17 protein-coding genes are annotated in these 18385 nt (G+C 65.7%); 9 read left to right on the top strand and 8 right to left on the bottom strand.

All coding sequences use genetic code 11. The features are described from left to right. Positions 1 to 13: 13 nt before the first annotated feature. From ispH to ABIC16_RS07280, 3 genes are all read left to right on the top strand, one after another. On the top strand, positions 14 to 973 hold the full coding sequence (gene ispH, locus ABIC16_RS07290) for a 4-hydroxy-3-methylbut-2-enyl diphosphate reductase (protein WP_277968749.1): 960 nt from the start codon (positions 14 to 16) through the stop codon (positions 971 to 973). A gap of 8 nt (positions 974 to 981) precedes the next feature. Beyond that, positions 982 to 2127: an adenosyl-hopene transferase HpnH gene (gene hpnH / locus ABIC16_RS07285; RefSeq protein WP_354290585.1), complete on the top strand. Its 1146-nt coding sequence runs from the start codon at positions 982 to 984 to the stop codon at positions 2125 to 2127. Between the two features lie 73 nt (positions 2128 to 2200). After that, positions 2201 to 2518: a hypothetical protein gene (locus tag ABIC16_RS07280; RefSeq protein ID WP_277968747.1), complete on the top strand. Its 318-nt coding sequence runs from the start codon at positions 2201 to 2203 to the stop codon at positions 2516 to 2518. A 39-nt stretch (positions 2519 to 2557) separates the two neighbouring features. Here ABIC16_RS07280 and ABIC16_RS07275 read toward each other — a convergent pair whose 3' ends face one another. From ABIC16_RS07275 to hpnA, 7 genes are all read right to left on the bottom strand, one after another. Beyond that, entirely contained in the window at positions 2558 to 3316 is a 759-nt protein-coding gene (locus ABIC16_RS07275; protein ID WP_354290584.1) for a phosphorylase family protein, read from the bottom strand. Next, positions 3313 to 5409 carry a terpene cyclase/mutase family protein gene (locus tag ABIC16_RS07270; RefSeq protein ID WP_354290583.1) on the bottom strand — a complete coding sequence of 699 codons (2097 nt, stop codon included), beginning with the start codon at positions 5407 to 5409 and terminating at the stop codon, positions 3313 to 3315. The genes ABIC16_RS07275 and ABIC16_RS07270 overlap by 4 nt, the downstream gene beginning before the upstream one ends. Before the next feature lie 10 nt (positions 5410 to 5419). Further along, on the bottom strand, positions 5420 to 6688 hold the full coding sequence (gene hpnE / locus ABIC16_RS07265) for a hydroxysqualene dehydroxylase HpnE (protein ID WP_354290582.1): 1269 nt from the start codon (positions 6686 to 6688) through the stop codon (positions 5420 to 5422). After that, positions 6685 to 7524: a presqualene diphosphate synthase HpnD gene (gene hpnD, locus ABIC16_RS07260; protein ID WP_354290581.1), complete on the bottom strand. Its 840-nt coding sequence runs from the start codon at positions 7522 to 7524 to the stop codon at positions 6685 to 6687. The genes hpnE and hpnD overlap by 4 nt, the downstream gene beginning before the upstream one ends. Next, positions 7521 to 8360 carry a squalene synthase HpnC gene (hpnC, locus tag ABIC16_RS07255; RefSeq protein WP_354290580.1) on the bottom strand — a complete coding sequence of 280 codons (840 nt, stop codon included), beginning with the start codon at positions 8358 to 8360 and terminating at the stop codon, positions 7521 to 7523. Before hpnC ends, hpnD begins: the two co-directional genes overlap by 4 nt. Continuing rightward, entirely contained in the window at positions 8357 to 9520 is a 1164-nt protein-coding gene (locus ABIC16_RS07250) for a glycosyltransferase (protein ID WP_354290579.1), read from the bottom strand. The genes hpnC and ABIC16_RS07250 overlap by 4 nt, the downstream gene beginning before the upstream one ends. Positions 9521 to 9905: 385 nt before the next feature. Continuing rightward, complete coding sequence (hpnA, locus tag ABIC16_RS07245) at positions 9906 to 10880, bottom strand: hopanoid-associated sugar epimerase (protein WP_502958342.1); 975 nt, start codon at positions 10878 to 10880, stop codon at positions 9906 to 9908. Positions 10881 to 11062: 182 nt separating this feature from the next. On the opposite strand from hpnA, the gene hpnI reads away from it, so the two are divergent. From hpnI to ABIC16_RS07220, 5 genes are read left to right on the top strand one after another with little or no spacing between them, the layout of a single operon-like run. Continuing rightward, the gene (gene hpnI, locus ABIC16_RS07240) at positions 11063 to 12241 is read left to right on the top strand and encodes a bacteriohopanetetrol glucosamine biosynthesis glycosyltransferase HpnI (protein ID WP_354290577.1); all 1179 of its coding nucleotides are present in this window, start codon (positions 11063 to 11065) and stop codon (positions 12239 to 12241) included. Then, complete coding sequence (gene hpnJ, locus ABIC16_RS07235) at positions 12238 to 13683, top strand: hopanoid biosynthesis associated radical SAM protein HpnJ (protein WP_277968738.1); 1446 nt, start codon at positions 12238 to 12240, stop codon at positions 13681 to 13683. The genes hpnI and hpnJ overlap by 4 nt, the downstream gene beginning before the upstream one ends. 13 nt (positions 13684 to 13696) lie before the next feature. Further along, the gene (locus tag ABIC16_RS07230; protein ID WP_277968737.1) at positions 13697 to 13894 is read left to right on the top strand and encodes a hypothetical protein; all 198 of its coding nucleotides are present in this window, start codon (positions 13697 to 13699) and stop codon (positions 13892 to 13894) included. Next, positions 13891 to 14715, top strand: a complete 825-nt coding sequence (hpnK, locus tag ABIC16_RS07225) for a hopanoid biosynthesis-associated protein HpnK (RefSeq protein ID WP_354290576.1) — start codon at positions 13891 to 13893, stop codon at positions 14713 to 14715. Before ABIC16_RS07230 ends, hpnK begins: the two co-directional genes overlap by 4 nt. A gap of 15 nt (positions 14716 to 14730) precedes the next feature. Further along, positions 14731 to 15627: a ferritin-like domain-containing protein gene (locus tag ABIC16_RS07220; RefSeq protein ID WP_354290575.1), complete on the top strand. Its 897-nt coding sequence runs from the start codon at positions 14731 to 14733 to the stop codon at positions 15625 to 15627. 28 nt (positions 15628 to 15655) lie between these two features. On the opposite strand, the gene ABIC16_RS07215 is transcribed toward ABIC16_RS07220, so the two are convergent. Then, entirely contained in the window at positions 15656 to 17053 is a 1398-nt protein-coding gene (locus tag ABIC16_RS07215) for a methyl-accepting chemotaxis protein (RefSeq protein WP_354290574.1), read from the bottom strand. 249 nt (positions 17054 to 17302) lie between these two features. Here ABIC16_RS07215 and ABIC16_RS07210 point away from each other — a divergent pair, with 249 nt between their 5' ends. Beyond that, a complete protein-coding gene (locus ABIC16_RS07210) occupies positions 17303 to 18277 on the top strand; it encodes a lysylphosphatidylglycerol synthase domain-containing protein (protein WP_354290573.1) in 975 nt (324 codons plus the stop codon). The last annotated feature ends 108 nt before the right edge of the window (positions 18278 to 18385 follow it).

Genomic DNA, 18385 nt, shown 5'->3' with positions numbered 1-18385 from the left:
GAAAGGTTTTAGCTTGCAAGTGATTCTCGCCAACCCGCGCGGGTTCTGCGCCGGCGTTGTTCGCGCGATCGAGATCGTCGAACGCGCGCTCGATCGTTATGGTGCCCCGGTCTATGTCCGGCACGAGATCGTCCACAACCGCCACGTTGTCGATACGCTGCGGAACAAGGGTGCTGTGTTCGTCGAGGATCTGGACGAGGTTCCCGAAGGCGCGATGACGGTGTTCAGCGCGCACGGCGTCGCGCGCACGGTTGAGGAAGAGGCAAAGCGCCGCAACCTCCCCGTGTTCGATGCGACTTGCCCGCTCGTCACCAAGGTGCATCTGCAGGGGCGTCGCTATGCGAAGGCCGGGCGGACGCTTGTGATGATCGGCCACGAAGGCCATGCCGAAGTGATTGGCACGCGCGGACAAGTGGACGTCCACGTCCACCTCGTCTCGACCGAGGAGGACGTCGCCGCGCTCGACCTGCCGCTGGATACGCCGATGGCCTACATCACGCAGACGACGCTGAGCGTCGACGACACGCGCGGCGTGATCGCGGCGCTCGGCAACCGCTTCACCGACCTGATCGGCCCCGACGTTTCCGAAATCTGCTACGCGACGCAGAACCGCCAGAGCGCGGTGCGCGACCTGTGCAAGGTCGCCGACCTGATCCTCGTCGTCGGGTCGGAAAACAGCTCGAACTCAAGCCGCCTGCGTGATCTCGGTGCGGACGAAGGGCTGCCAAGCTATCTCGTCGCCGATGGCAGCGCGATCGATCCGGCGTGGTTCGACGGCATCGAACGCGTCGGCCTAACCGCGGGCGCATCCGCGCCCGACGAGCTGGTCGACAGTGTGATCGCCGCGCTGCGCAAGCTCGGCCCGGTCGAGGTCAGCCAGCTCGCGGGTGTCGACGAATCGATCCAGTTCGGCCTTCCGCGCGAGTTGCGCGATGTGCCTACCCCTACCCAAGCTGCTGTAATCAGCGCATAGGAGCCGACATGAGCCTCCCCATCGCCCCGCTGGCGCGCATCGGCGCCTATACCCTCAAGAACCACATCAAGGGCGGCAAATACCCGCTCGTCCTGATGCTCGAGCCGCTGCTGCGCTGCAATCTGGCATGCCCCGGCTGCGGCAAGATCGATTATCCCGATGCGATTCTCAACCAGCGCCTGTCGTTCGACCAGTGCATGGACGCGATCGACGAATGCGGCGCGCCCGCGGTCTCGATCGCAGGTGGCGAGCCTCTGCTCCACCGCGACATGCCCAAGATCGTCGAGGGCTATATCGCCAAGAAGAAGTTCGTCATCCTCTGCACCAACGCACTGCTGATGAAGAAGAAGATCGACGACTATAAGCCGTCGTCCTACTTTACCTGGTCGATCCATCTCGATGGCGACAAGGGCATGCACGACCATGCGGTCGATCAGGCCGGCACCTATGAAGTTGCGATCGAAGCGATCGAAATGGCCAAGGCCAAGGGCTTCCGCGTCCAGGTCAATTGCACCGTGTTCGACGGGGCGGATTCGACCCGGCTCGCGGGCTTCTTTGACGAGATGCAGAAGCGCGGCGTCGAGATCACCATCTCGCCGGGCTATTCGTACGAGCGCGCCGCCGACCAGGAGCATTTTCTGACGCGCGAGCGGACCAAGAACTTCTTCCGCGACGTGTTCCGCAAGGGCGATGGCGGCAAGGCGTGGACCTTCACCAACTCGCCGCTGTTCCTCGATTTCCTTGCGGGCAACCAGACGTATGAGTGCACGCCCTGGTCGATGCCGCTGCGCACCGTCTTCGGCTGGCAGAAGCCGTGCTACCTCGTTGGCGAAGGCTATGTCGACACGTTCGCGCAGCTGATGGAAGGCACCGACTGGGACCAGTATGGCGTCGGCAAGTACGAGAAATGCTCGAACTGCATGGTCCATTGCGGGTTCGAAGGCACTGCGGCTAGCGACTCGATCCGTCACCCGCTCAAAATGTTCACCATCGGCCGCAAGGGCGTGAAGACCGAGGGGCCGATGGCGCCCGACATCGATTTGAGCCACGCGCGCAAGTCGACCGACGTCCATTCGCTTCACGTCGAGCAGGAACTCGCCAAGATCAAGGCGGCGGATCCTGAAGGCTACAAGCGCACCCAGCGCGCGGCCTGATGGACCGTCTGCGGCCGTCGCCCGAGCGGGCGGCGGCCGGGGAGCCATCTTCCCATCAAGGCGTTTGATCGCAATGCCTCACGCCAGCAATATCGTCCTTTGCGACGGACCCGATAGCCCGCACGCATTCGACGTAGTCCCGCTGCAGCATCGCAACGGCATGCTCGATGCGCGGTGCCCGATTTGTCACGGCTTTGGCCAGTGGAACAGCGAGATAGATCTGGTCAGCTTCCGTTGCAAACGCGTGATCTGCGATCATTGCCACGGCGCGGGCTGGGTCGAGACCGGGAACGATCCGGTCGCTCTACCCGACATCGTGCTCGCTCCCGAGGGCTATCCCAAGTGGATCGTGCGGCTTGTCCCACGCGCAGATACCGGTCCGCTACGGTAGGCAGTGGCAGTCCCTCTCCCCGTTCGTTTCGGGAAGGAATTATGGGGCCACTTGCGAGACGAACTGCGCAAACCCCTGCGCCTCCATCAGATCAAACGCACGCCCCAGCGCCTCGAACGCCGCCCCCGCATCGCGTCCGGTGCGAACGAGTGCGGGCAGCTGCGCTGGGTTGCGCGCGAGCGACGCGAGAATCGCCCCTAGCGCCACGCCGCCATCGGGTTTCATCCCCACCAGCGCCGCGGGGGGCAGCGCGTGGTCGGCACTGTCGGAGATGGTACGGACAATCGCGAACGGCAGGTCGTGTCGCGCGGCGACGCGGGCGGCGATGTGCGATTCCATATCGACCGCGATCGCGCCGGTGACGGCATGGAGCGCGGTTTTCTTGGCGACGGAGCCAATGATGCTGTCTACGCCCAAGAAAGTGCCGCGATGCGCGTCGGGCAAGGTCTGAAGGAGCCACTCAACCAATGCGCTACCCCGGCGAAGGCTGGGGCCCAGGAGCGGAGGTGGCTGCAAGGAAGCGCCACGCGAGAGGCTCTTTTGTTCCTCGACTGGGCCACGGCCTTCGCCGGGGAAGGACGTAGGGGCTAGCGTCCCCACCACCACATCCCCCGCGCGCAGCGCCGGGTCGAGCGCCCCCGCCACCCCGCAAGACAGCACCAGCGAAGCCCCAACAACCGCCGCCTCGAGCTCCCGCTCCAGCCGCGCAGAATCCCCGCCGCCCGCCACGACTACGAACCCCGGCCGCGTAAGGATCGCCGCCTCGCGCACCAGCCCGCAGGCGACGAGCACGCTCACATCCCGAACGCCGGCCGCGCGCTGTTCGAGCGTTTGAGGTTGCGATAGCGCGCCACCGCCCACAGCGGGAAGTACGCCGGATAGCCATGATACCGCAGGTAGAACACGCGCGGGAATCCGCCGCCCGTGTACAACTCCTGCCCCCACAGCCCCTCGCTGTCCTGCGTCGCGATCAGGTGGCGCACGCCGCGTTCGACCGCCGGATGATCGACCTTCCCCGCCGCCATCAGCGCGAGCAGCGCCCAGCCGGTCTGCGACGCGGTCGACGGCGCGGGCGTGTAGCCCTTGTAATCGAGCGCATAACTGTCGCAGTCCTCGCCCCAGCCACCGTCGAGGTTCTGGATGTGAAGCAGCCAGTCCGCCGCCTTGCGCACCATCGGATGCCGCCCGTCGAGCCCGGCAGCATTGAGCGCGCACAACACCGACCAGGTGCCGTAGATGTAATTCACCCCCCAGCGCCCGAACCAGCTGCCATCGGGCATCTGCTCCTTCTCGAGGAAGCCCAGCGCCGCCGCCATGCGGGGACTGTCGATCGGCTCGCCGAGTTGCGCGAGCATCGATACGACGCGCGCGGTCACGTCGCTGGTCGGGGGATCGAGCAGCGCGCCGTGATCTGCGAAGGGGATGTTGTTGAGATAGTGATAGCTGTTGTCCGCATCGAACGCGCCCCAGCCGCCGTCCTTGCTTTGCAGGCCGACGGTCCATTCGACCCCGCGTGCGATGGCGTGGTCGTACCCTTCTCCCGTCTCCTTTAGAGGAGGAACTGCACTTCCTTCGCCCCTCCCCTTCAGGGGAGGGGTTGGGGGTGGGGCCGTATCACCTTGCCCCGGCGTCTGGGAAACTGCACGGCCCCACCCCAACCCCTCCCCTGAAGGGGAGGGGCTAAAAGGAACCGCCCGGTCCATCGCCATCACCACCACGGCAGTGTCATCAAGATCCGGATAATGCGCGTTATTATACTGGAACGCCCACCCCCCAGGCCGGACATCGGGCTTCTCGTCGGCCCAGTCGCCCTTCACGGCGAGCACCTGCAACGGCTTCAGCCAAGCAAGCCCAGCCGCCGCCCGCGCCTCGGCATCCTCGCCGCCCGCCTCAAGCATCGCATGTGCTGCGAGCGCAGTATCCCACACCGGCGAGACGCACGGCTGGCAATAAGCCTCGTCGTCCTTCACCACGAGCAGCTTCTCGACCGAACGCCGCGCCACCGCCCGCGCCGGATGGTCTTCGGAATAGCCCAGACAATCGAACATCATCACGCTGTTCGCCATCGCCGGATAGATCGCGCCGAGCCCGTCCTCGCCGTTGAGCCGCTCGGTCACGAAGGTCACGCAAGCGTCGATCGCGCGAGCGCGTGTCCCCTTGGGCCACAATCGCTCGACGCGCTTCAGCACCACGTCGAGCCCGTTGAAGAAGCGCGTCCAGCCCGCCTTGGTCCCCGCCGCCTTGCTCGTCAGCTTCGCGCGTTTCGCGGTGTACAGCTCATCGACCCGCACGCCCGACACATTGCGCGCGACCGGCTTCTTCGCCGCGAGCACCAGCAACGGTACGATCACGGTGCGCGCCCAATAGGACATCTTGGACAGATGCACCGGGAACCAGCGCGGCAGCAGAATCAGCTCGACCGGCAGGGTCGGTACCGAACTCCACGGCGCGCAATCGAACAGCGCCAACTGGATCCGCGTGAACACGTTGACCGCCGCCGCGCCGCCCGCCTTGTGGATCGCCGCGCGCGCACGCGCCATGTGCGGCGCGTCCACATCGTCGCCGATCATCTTGAGCGCGAAATACGCCTTCACGCTTGCGCTGACGTCGAACGCACCGCCGTGGAACAACCCCCAGCCATGATGCGTGGCCGACTGGATCCGGCGCAGGTACACGCCGATCTTGCGCTCGATCTCGGCATCGCGCGGCTCGCCGAGGTAATGCCGCAGCAGCACATATTCCGCCGGAATCGTCGCATCGGCTTCGAGCTCGAACACCCAATGCCCGTCATCGTTCTGGCGCCCCGCCAGCGCAGCAGCCGCGCGCGACGCGGTCGCGTCGGCAGCGGCGACGAGATCGTCACGGTCAAGATTCAGCGTCTGTAGTCCCATGTGCGTGGCCTTAGCCGAGCATCGCTGTCCGCGCCAAGCGGGCAGCGGCTTCGCCCGACCGAATGGCCCCCTCGATCGTCGCGGGCAGGCCAGTCTGCGTCCAGTCGCCAGCAAGGAACAGGTTGCGCCACTGCGTCCGCGTCTCCGGGCGGCGGGCGTCCTGTTCAGGCGTGGCGGCGAACGTCGCGCGCTTTTCCTTGACGATCTGCCACGCGGGCATCTCCGCCGGGCCGCCGTGCACCGCAACGATATCCGCCCAGAAGGCGCGGGCAAGTTCGGCCCGGTCACGATCGACCAGATGGTCCGCCGCGCTGACCGTGATCGAAATGCGATCGGGAAAGGCGAAGATCCACTCCGCCGTACCGCCGAGCACACCGACCATTGTTTGCACGCCCGTCGGCGGCTGGATCGCAAAATGCGCGTTGACGATCGCGCGGAAGTCGTTGGGGACGATCAAATCGGGCAGCAGGTCCGCCGCGACCCACGGCGGCACCGCGAGAATGATCGTCTCGTCCGGCGCGACCGTTTCCGGGCCACGTCCGAAATCGAGCGCGACGACCCGGTCGCCGTCGGTCTGAAGCGCGCGCAACCGCGTGCCAAGCGAGACCGTCGTGCCCTTACCCGCAAGCCAGGCAAGCGCGGGATCGACGAATGCCGCCGCCAGCGTCGGCTCGGCAATCTGCGGCCGCATGGCGCGCCCGCCGCGACCGAGCGTCTCGCGAATGACGCGCGAAGTCAGTCGCGCCGAGCCGGTCGCGGACGCCGTATTGAGCGCCGCCAGCAACACCGGATCGATCAGTTTGTCCCACACCGGCCCGTGCGGATCGACGCGATCGGCGACGACCTGATCCGCCCCTCCCCCGCTCAGCCCCGCCAACCGCAGATAGTCGCGCACCGTCGTCCCGGGAACGCGTCGCCCGTCGCGGCAAATCCACCACGGCACCGGGCCGTCGTTGATCCGCACCGACCAGCGCGCACCCGTCGTGATCTCCGCAAAGGCGAAGTCGGCGTGCTTCGGCCCGCTCAGCCGATCGCTCGCGCCGATCGTGTCGAGATAGCGATGCACCGCCTTGTTCCCCGAAAGGACGAGATGATTGCCATTGTCGATCGTCCGTCCGAGCTGCGGATCGTGATAGCTGCGACAGCGTCCGCCCGCTTGCGCCGCGCCGTCCACGACCGTCGCCAACACGCCCGCCCGTGCCAGCTCGACCGCGGCGGACAGGCCCGCCATCCCCGCGCCGACGATGCGGACGCGCGGCGGGTTCGGACTGGGCCTCACCGGAACAGACTGAGCCGCAGGACGGTGAACAGCAGCGCAGGCTTGTTGACGCGGATGCGCTTGCGCGGCGTATTCCAGCCGGCGCTTTCCATTCGTTTCAGGATCGGTTCGTACACCGCCGCCATCAACCGCGGCGCCAGCAAATGCCCGCGCGGCCGCGTCGCCAAAATCGCCTTCGCCGCGGCGAAATGCGTGTGCGCCTTGGCCGCCAGCATCCGGCACGCGCCGTCGATCCGCGGGTCGGCGACGAGAATAAGCGGATCGCTGAACACGGCCCCCGCCGCGGCGAGCGGTTCGTACGGCAGGTAGACCCGACCGATCGTCGCATCCTCGTCGATATCGCGCAGAATGTTGGTGAACTGCAGCGCTCGGCCGAGATGATAAGCGAGGTCCACGCCGGGACGCTCGTCCATCCCGAAAATCCGGACCGACAACCGTCCGACCGCCGACGCGACTCGGTCACAATAGAGGTCGAGCGTGTCGAACACCGGCCAGCGGATGTCCTGCTCGACATCCATCGCCATGCCGTCGATGACCGCGATAAAGTCTTCCTTCGCCAGATCGAAGCGCGCGACCGCATCCGCGATCAGCACCGCCTGCCCTGGTGCCCCGCCGGCGTAGAGCGACTCGATGTCCGCACGCCACGCGGCCAGCGCCGCCGCGCGATCCTCGCGCTTGCCGCCTTCGTCGTCGGCGATGTCGTCGACCTGTCGACAGAACGCGTAGACCGCATACATCGCGTCGCGCTCGGCCTTGGGCAGCACGCGCATCCCGGCGTAGAAGGAACTGCCCGAGACTTGCGCTTGCAGTTGTGCAGGAGTCGCCTTCGGGTTCATGCCCGCCCTTTAACCATTTGCGTGACCGCCGCCAACGCCGCGAGGCCGAATGCCTCGGGCGCACGGTGGTGAACACGTTGCGACAACGGGTCACGCCGTTTGAGGCGTGCGTTGAGGCTCACCGCGAGCCGGTGGATGATCGCGACCTCCGCCGCAAGCCGACGGTCGCGAATCTGCCGGGCGAACCCGGCGGACTGCGCGAGCAACGCATCGGTCCGAGTCGCGAGATCGACGATCACCGCGCGCAGTGCCGGGGTTGCCGCCGTCCCCGCCAAATCCTCGACGCGGGCACCATGCTGCGCGAGGATCTCGCGCGGCAGATAGACCCGCCGGATCGCGCGGTAATCCTTCCCGCAATCTTGCACATGGTTGATCACCTGCAGCGCCGCGCACAGCGCATCCGACGCCGCCCAGGTCGCATGATCCTCGCCGTGCACGTCGAGGACGTAGCGCCCGACCGGCATCGCCGAATAGCGGCAATATTCTATCAGCGCCGGCCAATCGTCATAATGGTCGACCGTGCAATCCCGCGCGAACGCAACGAGCAAATCGGTCGCATGCTGCGACGACAGGCTGTGCGTCGCCATCGTCCCCCGCAGCGTCAGCGCAGTCGCCTCGTCGTCGCTGTGGCCGAGGATGGTCGCGCGCATCGTGCCGAGCAGCGCGAGCTTCTCGTTCGCCGAGGCGGCGGGATTGTCCGCCACGTCGTCGGCCGCGCGCGCAAAATGGTAAAAGGCCATCACTGGCGCGCGATGCGCCTTCTTGAGCAGCACCGAAGCAACCGGAAAATTCTCGTCCTTATGCCCCTTGCCCGAGGCGAGCGTCGCAGCGGTCATGACGGCAAGCCTTCCTCGTGGCGTGCCGCCTGGACACGCCCCTTCCACATTCCGCCACGCCCGCGGACATGCTGCCATGCCGACAGCAGCGTGCATCCGGCATAAAAAGTCGCGATCAACGGCAAAGCCGGTCCCCACAGTGGCGAGCGTCGGTAGAAGCGCAACATTGGCTGAAACGCCAGCGCCATCAATGCCCAGGCCGCGATCGCGGTCATCCGCACCGCGCCCTGCCCGAAGATCGTCAGCAGCGGCGGGGCGAGATAGGTGATGGCGAGGCCAATCGTGGTGCCCGCCAATAGCACCGGCGAATAGTTGAGCTGCGCATACGCCGAGCGCGAGATCATCTGCGCGACCGAATCCCAGCTGTCGTAGCGCCGGATGCTGATCGCGCGATCGGTCAGGCCGAGCCAGACCGGCCCTTGCGTCTTCATCAACGCGCCGAACGCGCAATCATCGATCAGCGCGGACCGCACTGCCGCTATCCCGCCTGCGGCCTGCAACGCCTGACGCTCGACCAGCATCACGCCCCCCGCCGCCGCGCCCCGCCCGCTGCCGCGCCGGTTCACCGCCGCAAACGGGTACAGCATCTGGAAAAACCATACGAACGCAGGGATCAGCGCGCGTTCCGCGAGACTCTCGCAGCGCAACCGCGCCATCAGCGATACGAGCACGCGCTCCTCCGCAACGGCGCGTGCGACGAGGGTGCGCAGCGTATCGGGAGCGTGCGCGATGTCGGCGTCGGTCAGCAGGAGATAATCGGGCACGTCGCCCGCCGCGGTAATTCCTTGCGAAACCGCCCACAGCTTGCCGGTCCAACCGTTTGCCAGCGGCGCGCCCGTCTCCACCTGCACACGCCCGCCGCCCGCCCCGCGCGCGATCGCGGCGGTGCCGTCGCTGCTCGAATCATCGACGAGAATGATCCGGAAGTCGCCCGGATAGTCTTGCGCCGCCAAGCTCCCGATCGACCGCGCGATCACGTCGGCCTCATCGCGCGCCGGCACGATCGCGACGACCGAAGGCCACGTCGCTTGTTCTTCCCGTGCTGGAAGGAGAGCAAGCGGAGACGTATCGCGCTCGCCGGTCTGCCAGAAGCCATCGCGCGCAAAGACCAGCACCAGCCAGATCGCAAGCGACAGCAGCGCAATCCCCAGCGCGATCACTGTCCACGCCCCAACGACCACGAAGAGCCGCGCCCGTCTCCTCCCCTCCCTGAAAGGGAGGGGTCGGGGGTGGGTCGGCCTGAGAAAAGGACAGACGCCGAAACGGGCCAACCCACCCCCAGCCCCTCCCTTCCAGGGAGGGGAGCAAGGGGAACCGTATTGCACTCGTCAGCCTGCAAATTGCCAGCGCGCGCGATCGCCGTCGACAGCCGCGAAAAACCGAGCCCTTCTCCCCCCCTCCCTGGAAGGGAGGGGTCGGGGGTGGGTCGGCCTGAGGAGAGGACAGACGCCGAAACGGGCCAACCCACCCACGGCTCCGCCCTTACAGGGAAGGGGGAAAGCGCTGTATGTCGCTCACCACTCTGCCAACTACCGGAAAACGCAATCACGCGAGCATCCCCGCTTGCCGGAACCACGCCACCGCATCCTCCAGCGCCACCCGGTAAGGCCGCGCGCGATACCCGAGCTCGGCTTCCGCCCGCGCGCTCGAATAATACATGTCGTGCGCCGCCATCCGCAGCGCATCCAGCGTCAGAAACGGTTCCTTGCCCGTCACCCGCGCAATCCGCTCGTTGACCCAAGCCAGCGGAAACAACGGGCCGCGTGGAATCTGCACCGTCGGCGGCTTGCGACTGACGATCGCCGCGACACTCGCGAGCATCTCGCGCAACGACACGTCTTGCCCGCCAAGCACATAGCGCTCGCCGATCACGCCGTGCGCCATCGCCGCGATATGCCCGTCCGCCACGTCGTCGACATGCACCAGGTTCAATCCACTTTCGACGAACGCGGGCATCCGTCCCGACGCCGCCTCGACGATGATCCGCCCGGTCGGCGTAGGGCGTGCATCGCGCGGCCCGATCGGGGTCGACGGATTGACGATCACCGCGGGCAACCCCTGCTCGCGTACCATCGCCTCGACCAGCCGTTCGGCGACGACCTTGCTCCGCTTGTACGCGCCGACCGCTTGCTCCGGCGTCGCCGGACGGGTCTCGTCGGAGGCCTTGCCATGATCCGGGCGCAACGTGGCGACGCTGCTGGTATAGACGATCCGCGCGACGCCTGCGTCGAGTGCCGCCTGCATCACGGTCTGCGTGCTCACCCGGTTGTTGCGGACGATCTCTTCGGTGTCCGGTGCCCAGATCCGATAGTCCGCCGCAACGTGATACAGATCGCTCACCCCCGCCATCGCGCGCGCCATCGCGGCGGGGTCGCGCGCGTCGCCCTCGACGATTTCTCCCGGAAAATCGGTTAGGTTGGTCCGCGCGCTGCTCGCGCGCGCCAGCCCGCGCACACGTGTGCCCGCTGCGGCCAGCCGTCGCGCGACCGCCGAACCGACGAAGCCGGATACCCCGGTCACCAGCGTAATAGGTTGATTGCTCAAACAGCCTCCATGCGGCGATGCTGTAGAACGCCGCGCCGCAAGCGCAAACAATCTCGCGCAATCTTCCAGCAACAAAGTCTGCACCAGCCCGGACATGACAGCTTTTTCACCCCGGCGTGCCTATCCCCGTCATTCGGGCGAGGCTACGGGGTGGCACCGTGATCCACATCCTGCATCTTCTTGGAGCCGCGCTGGGCTGGCTGGCAATCGTGGTGGCGACGCTCGGCATCATCTATTGCACTGCCGCCGCTTTCATCTTCCGACACTATTTCGCTGCCGCCACGCCGGCGCCTGTCCGGCATGATGCCGTTACGCTGCTCAAACCGCTCTACGGCGACGAACCGCGGCTATACGACAATCTCGCCAGCTTCCTCGCGCAGGATCATGCCGGGCCGATCCAGTTGCTCTGCGGAATTCAGCGCGCCGATGATCCAGCGATCGCAGTGGTCAAGGCTTTGAAGCTGGCGCATCCGGACGCCGACATCCAGCTCGTCGTCGACGGCACGGTCCACGGCGCAAGCGGCAAGATTTCCAACCTCGTCAACATGGAGCCGTTCATCCGGCACGGCATCGTCGTGCTCAGCGACAGCGATATCGCGGTAGCGCCGGATTATCTCGGACAACTGCTTCGCGCACTCGATCGCCCGAACGTCGGAATCGTCACCTGCATCTACGCCGGGCGCGGTGACGCGGGGTTCTGGTCGCGACTCGGTGCGGCGGGCGTGAGTTACCAGTTCATGCTCGGGCTGGTGTTCGGCGTCGCTAACAAGCTTGCCACGCCGTGCATGGGATCGACCATCGCGATGACGCGCGAAACCTTGCAGCGGATTGGCGGCTTCGGCAGTTTCGCGGACAAGCTGGCGGACGATTATGCGATCGGCGAAGCCGTCCGCGCCCTCGGGCTCTCGATCGTCTTGCCGCCGATGCTGGTCGACCACGCCTTCGACGAGACCAGCCTGTCCGCGCTGTGGCGTCACGAACTCCGCTGGGGCGCGACGGTGCGTGACGTCGCCTTCTGGCCGTACGTCGGCAGTATCATCGGGCTCCCCTTGCCGGTGGCCGCGCTCGCGATGCTGTACTGGCCCGCAGCGGGGCTGGTGCTGTTCGCCCTTGCAGCGATCGTACGGTTGGTGGTTGTGCGAAGCGTCGATGCGACTGTAGGGAGGCGCATCGCTTCGTTGGGGTTGGCGCTAGCACATGATGGCATGAGTTTTGCCATCTATATCGCGAGCTTCTTCGTCCGATCGGTTGATTGGCGCGGCGCGACCCTTACAATGAAGACTGAAGGCCGCATTGTTGCGGCGCACAAGATTGAGAATGCGGAGCAACGGGCATGATGCGGGCGCTTTTCCTCCAGGCGCCGTCTTTTGACGGTTACGACGGTGGCGCGGGTGCGCGCTACCAGATGAAGCGGGAGGTCAAATCCTTCTGGTATCCGACCTGGCTCGCGCAGCCGGCGGCAATGGTCGAGGGCTCCAAGCTGATCGACGCGCCCGCGCACGACCAGTCGTGGGACGATATCGCGCATGAGTTTGACGATCGCGACCTCGTGATCCTCCACACCTCGACGCCGTCGTTCAACCAGGACATCCGCACCGCCGCGCTGATCAAGCAGCGCAACCCGCGGATCCTGATCGGCTTCGTCGGCGCGAAGGTCGCGGTCGAGCCCGACAAGAGCCTCGCCGCCACGCCCGACGTCGATTTCGTCGCACGCGAGGAATATGACTTCACGATCCTCGAGATCGCGCAGGGCAAGCCTTTGCGTGAAGTCGACGGCATCACCTGGCGCGATTCGGACGGCGCGTTCATCCGCAACCGCGACCGCGCGATGATCGAGGACATGGACTCGCTGCCGATGGTCTCGCCGGTCTACAAGCGCGACCTGCAGATCGACAAATATTTCGGCGGCTACCTGCTGCATCCGTATGTCAGCTTCTACACCGGGCGGGGCTGCAAGAGCCGTTGCACCTTCTGCCTGTGGCCACAGACGATCGGCGGGCACACCTACCGCTTCCGCTCGGTCGCCAAGGTGATCGAGGAAGTGGAGTACATCATCCGCGAGATCCCCGAGACCAAGGAGATCTTCTTCGACGACGACACGCTGACCGACAACCATGCGCGCGTCGAGGAACTCGCGATCGCGCTCGGCAAGCTCGGCTTCGGCAAGCCCGGCTTCAAGATGTCGTGGAGCTGCAACGCCAAGGCCAACGTGCCGCGCAAGACGCTCGAAGTGCTGAAGGCGAACGGCCTGCGCCTGCTGCTCGTCGGCTATGAGAGCGGCAACCAGCAGATTCTCCACAACATCAAGAAGGGACTGCGCACCGACGTCGCACGGCAGTTCACCAAGGATTGCCACGAGCTTGGCGTGGTGATCCACGGCACTTTCATCCTGGGTCTCCCGGGCGAGACGCTCGAGACGATCGAGGAGACGATCAACTACGCCAAGGAAATCGATCCGCACACGATCCAGGTGTCGCTCGCGGCACCGTATCCCGGCACCTTCTTGTACAAGCAGGCGACCGAGAACGGCTGGTTCGACAATTCGCACGAATTGCTCACCGACGGCGGCAACCAGATCGCGCAGCTCAGCTACCCGCATCTGTCCTCGACGGTGATTTTCGACAAGGTCGAGGAGTTCTACAAGCGCTTCTACTTCCGCCCGTCGAAGATCTGGGAAATCGTCCGCGAGATGCTGACCGACTGGGACATGATGAAGCGCCGCCTGCGCGAAGGCGTCGAATTCTTCGACTTCCTGCGGCGTCGCAAAGAGGCAGTGTAAAGGGTTCGGTTCGATGACGACGATGGCCCGTATGACGGTCAACGAGCGGCTCGAAGCGACCGGGCGGCTCGACGCATGGAACGCCGCGGTCGAGGCGCGCGACATGGATGCGATGGTCCTGTTGCTGCGCCTCGTCGCCGCGCCCGATCCGCGCCGGGTCGCGCAAGGCGTGCTCGCAGACCCCGAATTCTACGGGTTTGCGCGGGCGTGAAGATCGCGATCGTCACCGCGGATGATTTCGGCGTCTCGGTCGAGGTCAACGCCGCGGTCGAGCAGGCACACCGCGAGGGAATTCTTACGGTAACAAGCCTGATGGTGACGGGTGCCGCCGCGATGGACGCGGTCGTGCGGGCGCAGCGCACCCCGACGCTCGGAGTCGGCCTCCACGTCGCGCTCGCGGAAACCCCGCCGGCGCTGCCGCCGGAACAGATTCCCGATCTGGTCGACGACGCCGGGCAGTTCCGCATCGAAACGCTCCCGGTCGCACTCGCCCTCGTCGGCAAGGCATCGGTTCGTCGTCAGCTCGAAGCCGAGATCGACGCGCAGTTCGCGCTGTTCGAAGCGACCGGGCTCCCGCTCGATCACGTCAATTCCCACAAGCACATGCACCTCCACCCGGTGATCGCCGCGACGCTGCTCAAAGTCGGCAAACGCCACGGGATGACCAAGGTCCGCGCGCCGGTCGAACCGCGCGATGTGCTGGCGCAGTTCGAGAAAGCGACCGGGCTCCATATCGCCAAGCCCTTCGCTCAGCGCGTCCAGGGGCAGATGCGCCGTGGCGGGATGAAGGTCCCCGACCATACGTTCGGGCTTGCCTGGTCTGGCGCGATGCACACCGAACGGTTGCGCGGCGTGCTGCGGCATCTTCCGGAGGGCGTCAGTGAGATCTATCTACACCCCGCGACCGCGCATTATCCCCTGTCCGCCCCGACCTACCAGTACGAGGCGGAACTTGCGGCGCTGCTGGATCCGGTTGCGCGCGACATCGTTTCCGACAATCACATCACCCTGGCGCGTTTCGCCGATCTTTGAACCGGGAGAGCCCCGATGAATTTCCATGCCAAATCGATCGCCCCGGCAGGCCCCGCCCCCGGCGTCCGCGTCAAGCTCGGCAGCCCCGAACACAAGACGCTGTTCTGCCGGACGATGCTGGACACGCACGATCCCTATCGCCCGGCGCTGATCGACTGGCCGGTCCTCGATGACGTCACGCGCAACCGGATCGTCTCGCTGCCGATCTGGGACATCGCGGTTGCGACCGAGGGGCGCGCAGGGATGAACGTCAAGACGTACGGCGAGCAAATCAGCGACCCGCTGCTGCGTGATGCGATCGACATGAACGCCTATGAGGAAAGCCGCCACAAGATCGTGCTGGCGGACATGGTCACCTTCTACGGGATCGAGCTCAAGCCGGAAGATCCCTACCTGCGCCCGCGCGATCCGGAGTTCGCGTTCATGCGCACCGGCTTCTCGGAATGCATCGACAGCTTCTTCGGCTTCGGGCTGTTCAAGGTCGCCAAGGACACCGGCTTTTTCCCGGAAGAACTGATCGACACGTTCGAGCCGGTGATGCGCGAGGAAGGCCGCCACATCCTGTTCTTCGTCAACTGGGTCGCGTGGCATCGGCGCAATATGCCGCTGTGGCGCCGCCCGTGGTTCGAGCTCAAGGTCTGGGCGGTGTGGATCGCGCTGATCTGGGAACGGATCGACATGGCCAAGGGCATGGGCGACGACAATACCAAGGCGCAGGAGAATAACTTTACGCTCAACGGCTCGAAGGAGCTCGGCGTCGAGATCGAATTCCCCGAACTGGCGGCGATCTGCCTCGCAGAAAACGATCGGCGGCTCGCGGTCTATGACCCGCGCCTGATCCGCCCGAAGTTCGTGCCGGGGATGATCCGGCTGGTGCTGCGCTTCATGGGCAAGAAACCCGCACGCGCATGACGCGCGGTGGTCGACGTCGGCGGCGCGGTCAGTCCTGGCTCTCATAGGCGAGTTGCAGGACGCCCCAGTGCCGTCCCCCGACCCAGATCGCCGCGATGACCTGTTTGAGCAAAACGACGCTCCCGTTCGACAGCGGCCGGCGATACGCCTTCAGACAGAACGGGGCCTCGATCCGGACCTGGATTTGGGTCTCTGGATAGGAATAGATCAATCCCGCACGGGCATTTTCCTGGTTCCATACACGATCGTTGGACCGCTGCGGAAGCGACCGTTCGGGCATCGCCACCGCACCGAAGCAGTTCCGATCGGTCAGGGTCATGCCAAAGAAGCCCGGAAGCTGCCGCGCCCGTTCCTGGTGCGGTCGGGCCAGCCGCGTGAACAACGCCTGTGCCGCGTGCGTGAAGATCGGCGGATCGCTCCCGGGCACTGGCCTGTAATCGTCGCTCAAGATCGTCTCGAGCGAGATTTCACGCGTACCGACCGCGTGGGCAAGCCCCTCCCCAATCAACCGCGCCGCCTCGAGACCGAACGTGATATGGGGCGAATCAAGGATCTCCGCGCCGCTTTCCGCCAATATCTGCAACAAGGCGTTGGTGTCGTCGCTGACCCCGGTCACGCGTGTGGAAAGCTGCTGTAGCCCGGTGGCATTCTCGGTCGACGCACTCGACAGCGCAAGCAGCCCCGCACGCACCATATCGACCGCCTGGACCATCGATTCGACGCGTTTTGCGACGCTGTCGCTATTCTGTTCCATCCCCTGCATGATCGCACCGAGTTGCTCGACCAGCGTTTCGATCCCTTTGGCGCTCCCGTGCGCCGATTGCGCCTTGGCCACCCCCTGCCCGATCCGATCGAGCATGACGCCTGCTTCGAACGTGAGCGATGCGATCGACTGCTCGATCCGGTTGGTTGCCGCGGCGGTTTCGTTCGCCAGCTTCTTCACCTCGCTGGCGACCACCGCGAACCCGCGTCCGGCATCGCCGGCCCGTGCTGCCTCGATCGTCGCGTTGAGGGCGAGGAGGTTGGTCTGGCGCGCGATCACGTTGATCCCGGCGGTCACCGCGCTGACGTCGCTGAGCGCGGTGTTGAACGCACCGAGACCGTTGTGAATGTGGCTGACCTGTTCGATCAGCTCGACGACATCCGATGTCGCGGTGCCAAGCTGTGCGGTCGAATCCTCGATGACGATCTTGGCCGCTGCCGTGTCGTTTCGCGCATCGCGGGCGGCGATCGCGACATTGTCGACGTCGCCCGACAGGATATTGGCTTCGGACCCGATCGCCTCGATGGTGGTGGCTTGTGCCGTCACGCGTTCTGCCAAAGCGGCGATATCGGCCTGCAGATCCAGCGTCCGGATTCCCAGCTCGCCGGACAGGCGCGCTGCCTGCCGAATGGTGTGATCGAGCGTAAGGGCCTGTGTGGTCATGACAATCATGATGAACGATCAGCCCTTAAAAGGGACTTAACTATGCCAATCCGCGCTCTGCCCACGAAGTCGGGCAAAGCTTCCATCCGCGACTTCCAGGCGGTAATTCACACGCCGTCCGCGTCATTTGGCCCTGAAATCCGTCGCCTGTCGTGCATGCTGCCTTGATTGCCTGTGCCAAAGCCACAATGACGCCGGGATGATGCGCGATTCGTTTCCCCCCGCTCCCGGTTATCGGCAGTTTGCGCGATGAACCGCTCCGCACGCATCGGTTTGTTGCTCGCCACGATCGTCGGCCTGGCGGTCGCGGTCGGCGCGGTCGGCACGGTCGGGCTGCAGCCGGTGCTGAGCGCGATGGCATCGATCGGCTGGGTCGGAATGGCCACATTCACGCTGTGGTCGATCGGCGTGCTCGTCTTGCTGGGCATGGCATGGCAGGCGGTCGCGCCCGGACAGACGGCCGATCGGCTTGGCTGGTTCATCTGGGCACGCACCACGCGGGAGGCGGCCACCGACATCCTGCCCTTTTCGCAGCTTGGCGGGCTCGTCGTCGGCGCGCGGACGCTGGCAGCGTTCGGCGTGCCACAACCGGTGATCTACGCGTCGATGATCGTCGACATGACGACCGAGATGGCGGCGCAACTGATCTTTACGCTCGGCGGGGTTGGCATGCTGTTGCTGGTGCTGTCGGACGCGCCCGTTCAGCAGGGCATCGTGCCGCTCGCGCTCGGCGGGCTTGGCGCGATGGTCGCATTGATGCTGCTGTTCGTCTTTGCACAGAAACCGATGCTCAAACTGGCGGGTTCGCTCGGCGCGCGGATGCTGCCGGGCTCCGTCGCGGCGATGGCGGCGGTGCGCGAGCAACTCGACACGATCTACCGGACACCGCGGTGCGTCATCGCGGCGTTCCTGTTCAACCTTGCCGCCTGGCTCGCGAGCGCCACCGGCGCGTGGATCGCGTTGCGCTTCATGGGCTCGACGATGCCGCTGTGGGCCGTGCTGACGATCGAGGCGCTGATCTTCACGCTGCGCAGCGTCGCCTTCGCGATTCCCGGCGCGGTCGGCGTGCAGGAAGCAGCCTATGTGCTGATCGGCCCGCTGTTCGGCCTGCCCCCCGCGCATGCGCTCGCACTGTCGCTGCTCAAGCGCGCGCGCGACGTGATTATCGCCGTGCCCGCGCTGCTCGCATGGCAGGTCGGCGAAGCACGGCGCGTGGTGACCTGAGAGAGAGGCGGCATCTCCCGCGAATGAACCTCGGTTCGGGCTGAGCGAAGTCGAAGCTGCCCGGCGCAACGCCAGCCCTTCGACTGCGCTCGGGGCGAACGGGGATGG

The sequence above is a fragment of the Sphingomonas sp. PvP055 genome, from assembly GCF_040546365.1.
Lineage (GTDB): Bacteria > Pseudomonadota > Alphaproteobacteria > Sphingomonadales > Sphingomonadaceae > Sphingomonas > Sphingomonas echinoides_A.
This window is presented reverse-complemented; position numbering and strand designations above follow the sequence as displayed.

Bases quoted from the DNA above. Each gene is read 5' to 3' on its own strand.
- ABIC16_RS07280 (WP_277968747.1), top strand. From the start codon at position 2,201: ATGCCTCACGCCAGCAATATCGTCCTTTGCGACGGACCCGATAGCCCG.
- ABIC16_RS07270 (WP_354290583.1), bottom strand. From the start codon at position 5,409: ATGGGACTACAGACGCTGAATCTTGACCGTGACGATCTCGTCGCCGCT.
- hpnH (WP_354290585.1), top strand. From the start codon at position 982: ATGAGCCTCCCCATCGCCCCGCTGGCGCGCATCGGCGCCTATACCCTC.
- ABIC16_RS07230 (WP_277968737.1), top strand. From the start codon at position 13,697: ATGACGACGATGGCCCGTATGACGGTCAACGAGCGGCTCGAAGCGACC.
- hpnJ (WP_277968738.1), top strand. From the start codon at position 12,238: ATGATGCGGGCGCTTTTCCTCCAGGCGCCGTCTTTTGACGGTTACGAC.
- hpnD (WP_354290581.1), bottom strand. From the start codon at position 7,524: ATGAACCCGAAGGCGACTCCTGCACAACTGCAAGCGCAAGTCTCGGGC.
- hpnC (WP_354290580.1), bottom strand. From the start codon at position 8,360: ATGACCGCTGCGACGCTCGCCTCGGGCAAGGGGCATAAGGACGAGAAT.
- ABIC16_RS07210 (WP_354290573.1), top strand. From the start codon at position 17,303: ATGAACCGCTCCGCACGCATCGGTTTGTTGCTCGCCACGATCGTCGGC.
- ABIC16_RS07220 (WP_354290575.1), top strand. From the start codon at position 14,731: ATGAATTTCCATGCCAAATCGATCGCCCCGGCAGGCCCCGCCCCCGGC.
- ABIC16_RS07215 (WP_354290574.1), bottom strand. From the start codon at position 17,053: ATGACCACACAGGCCCTTACGCTCGATCACACCATTCGGCAGGCAGCG.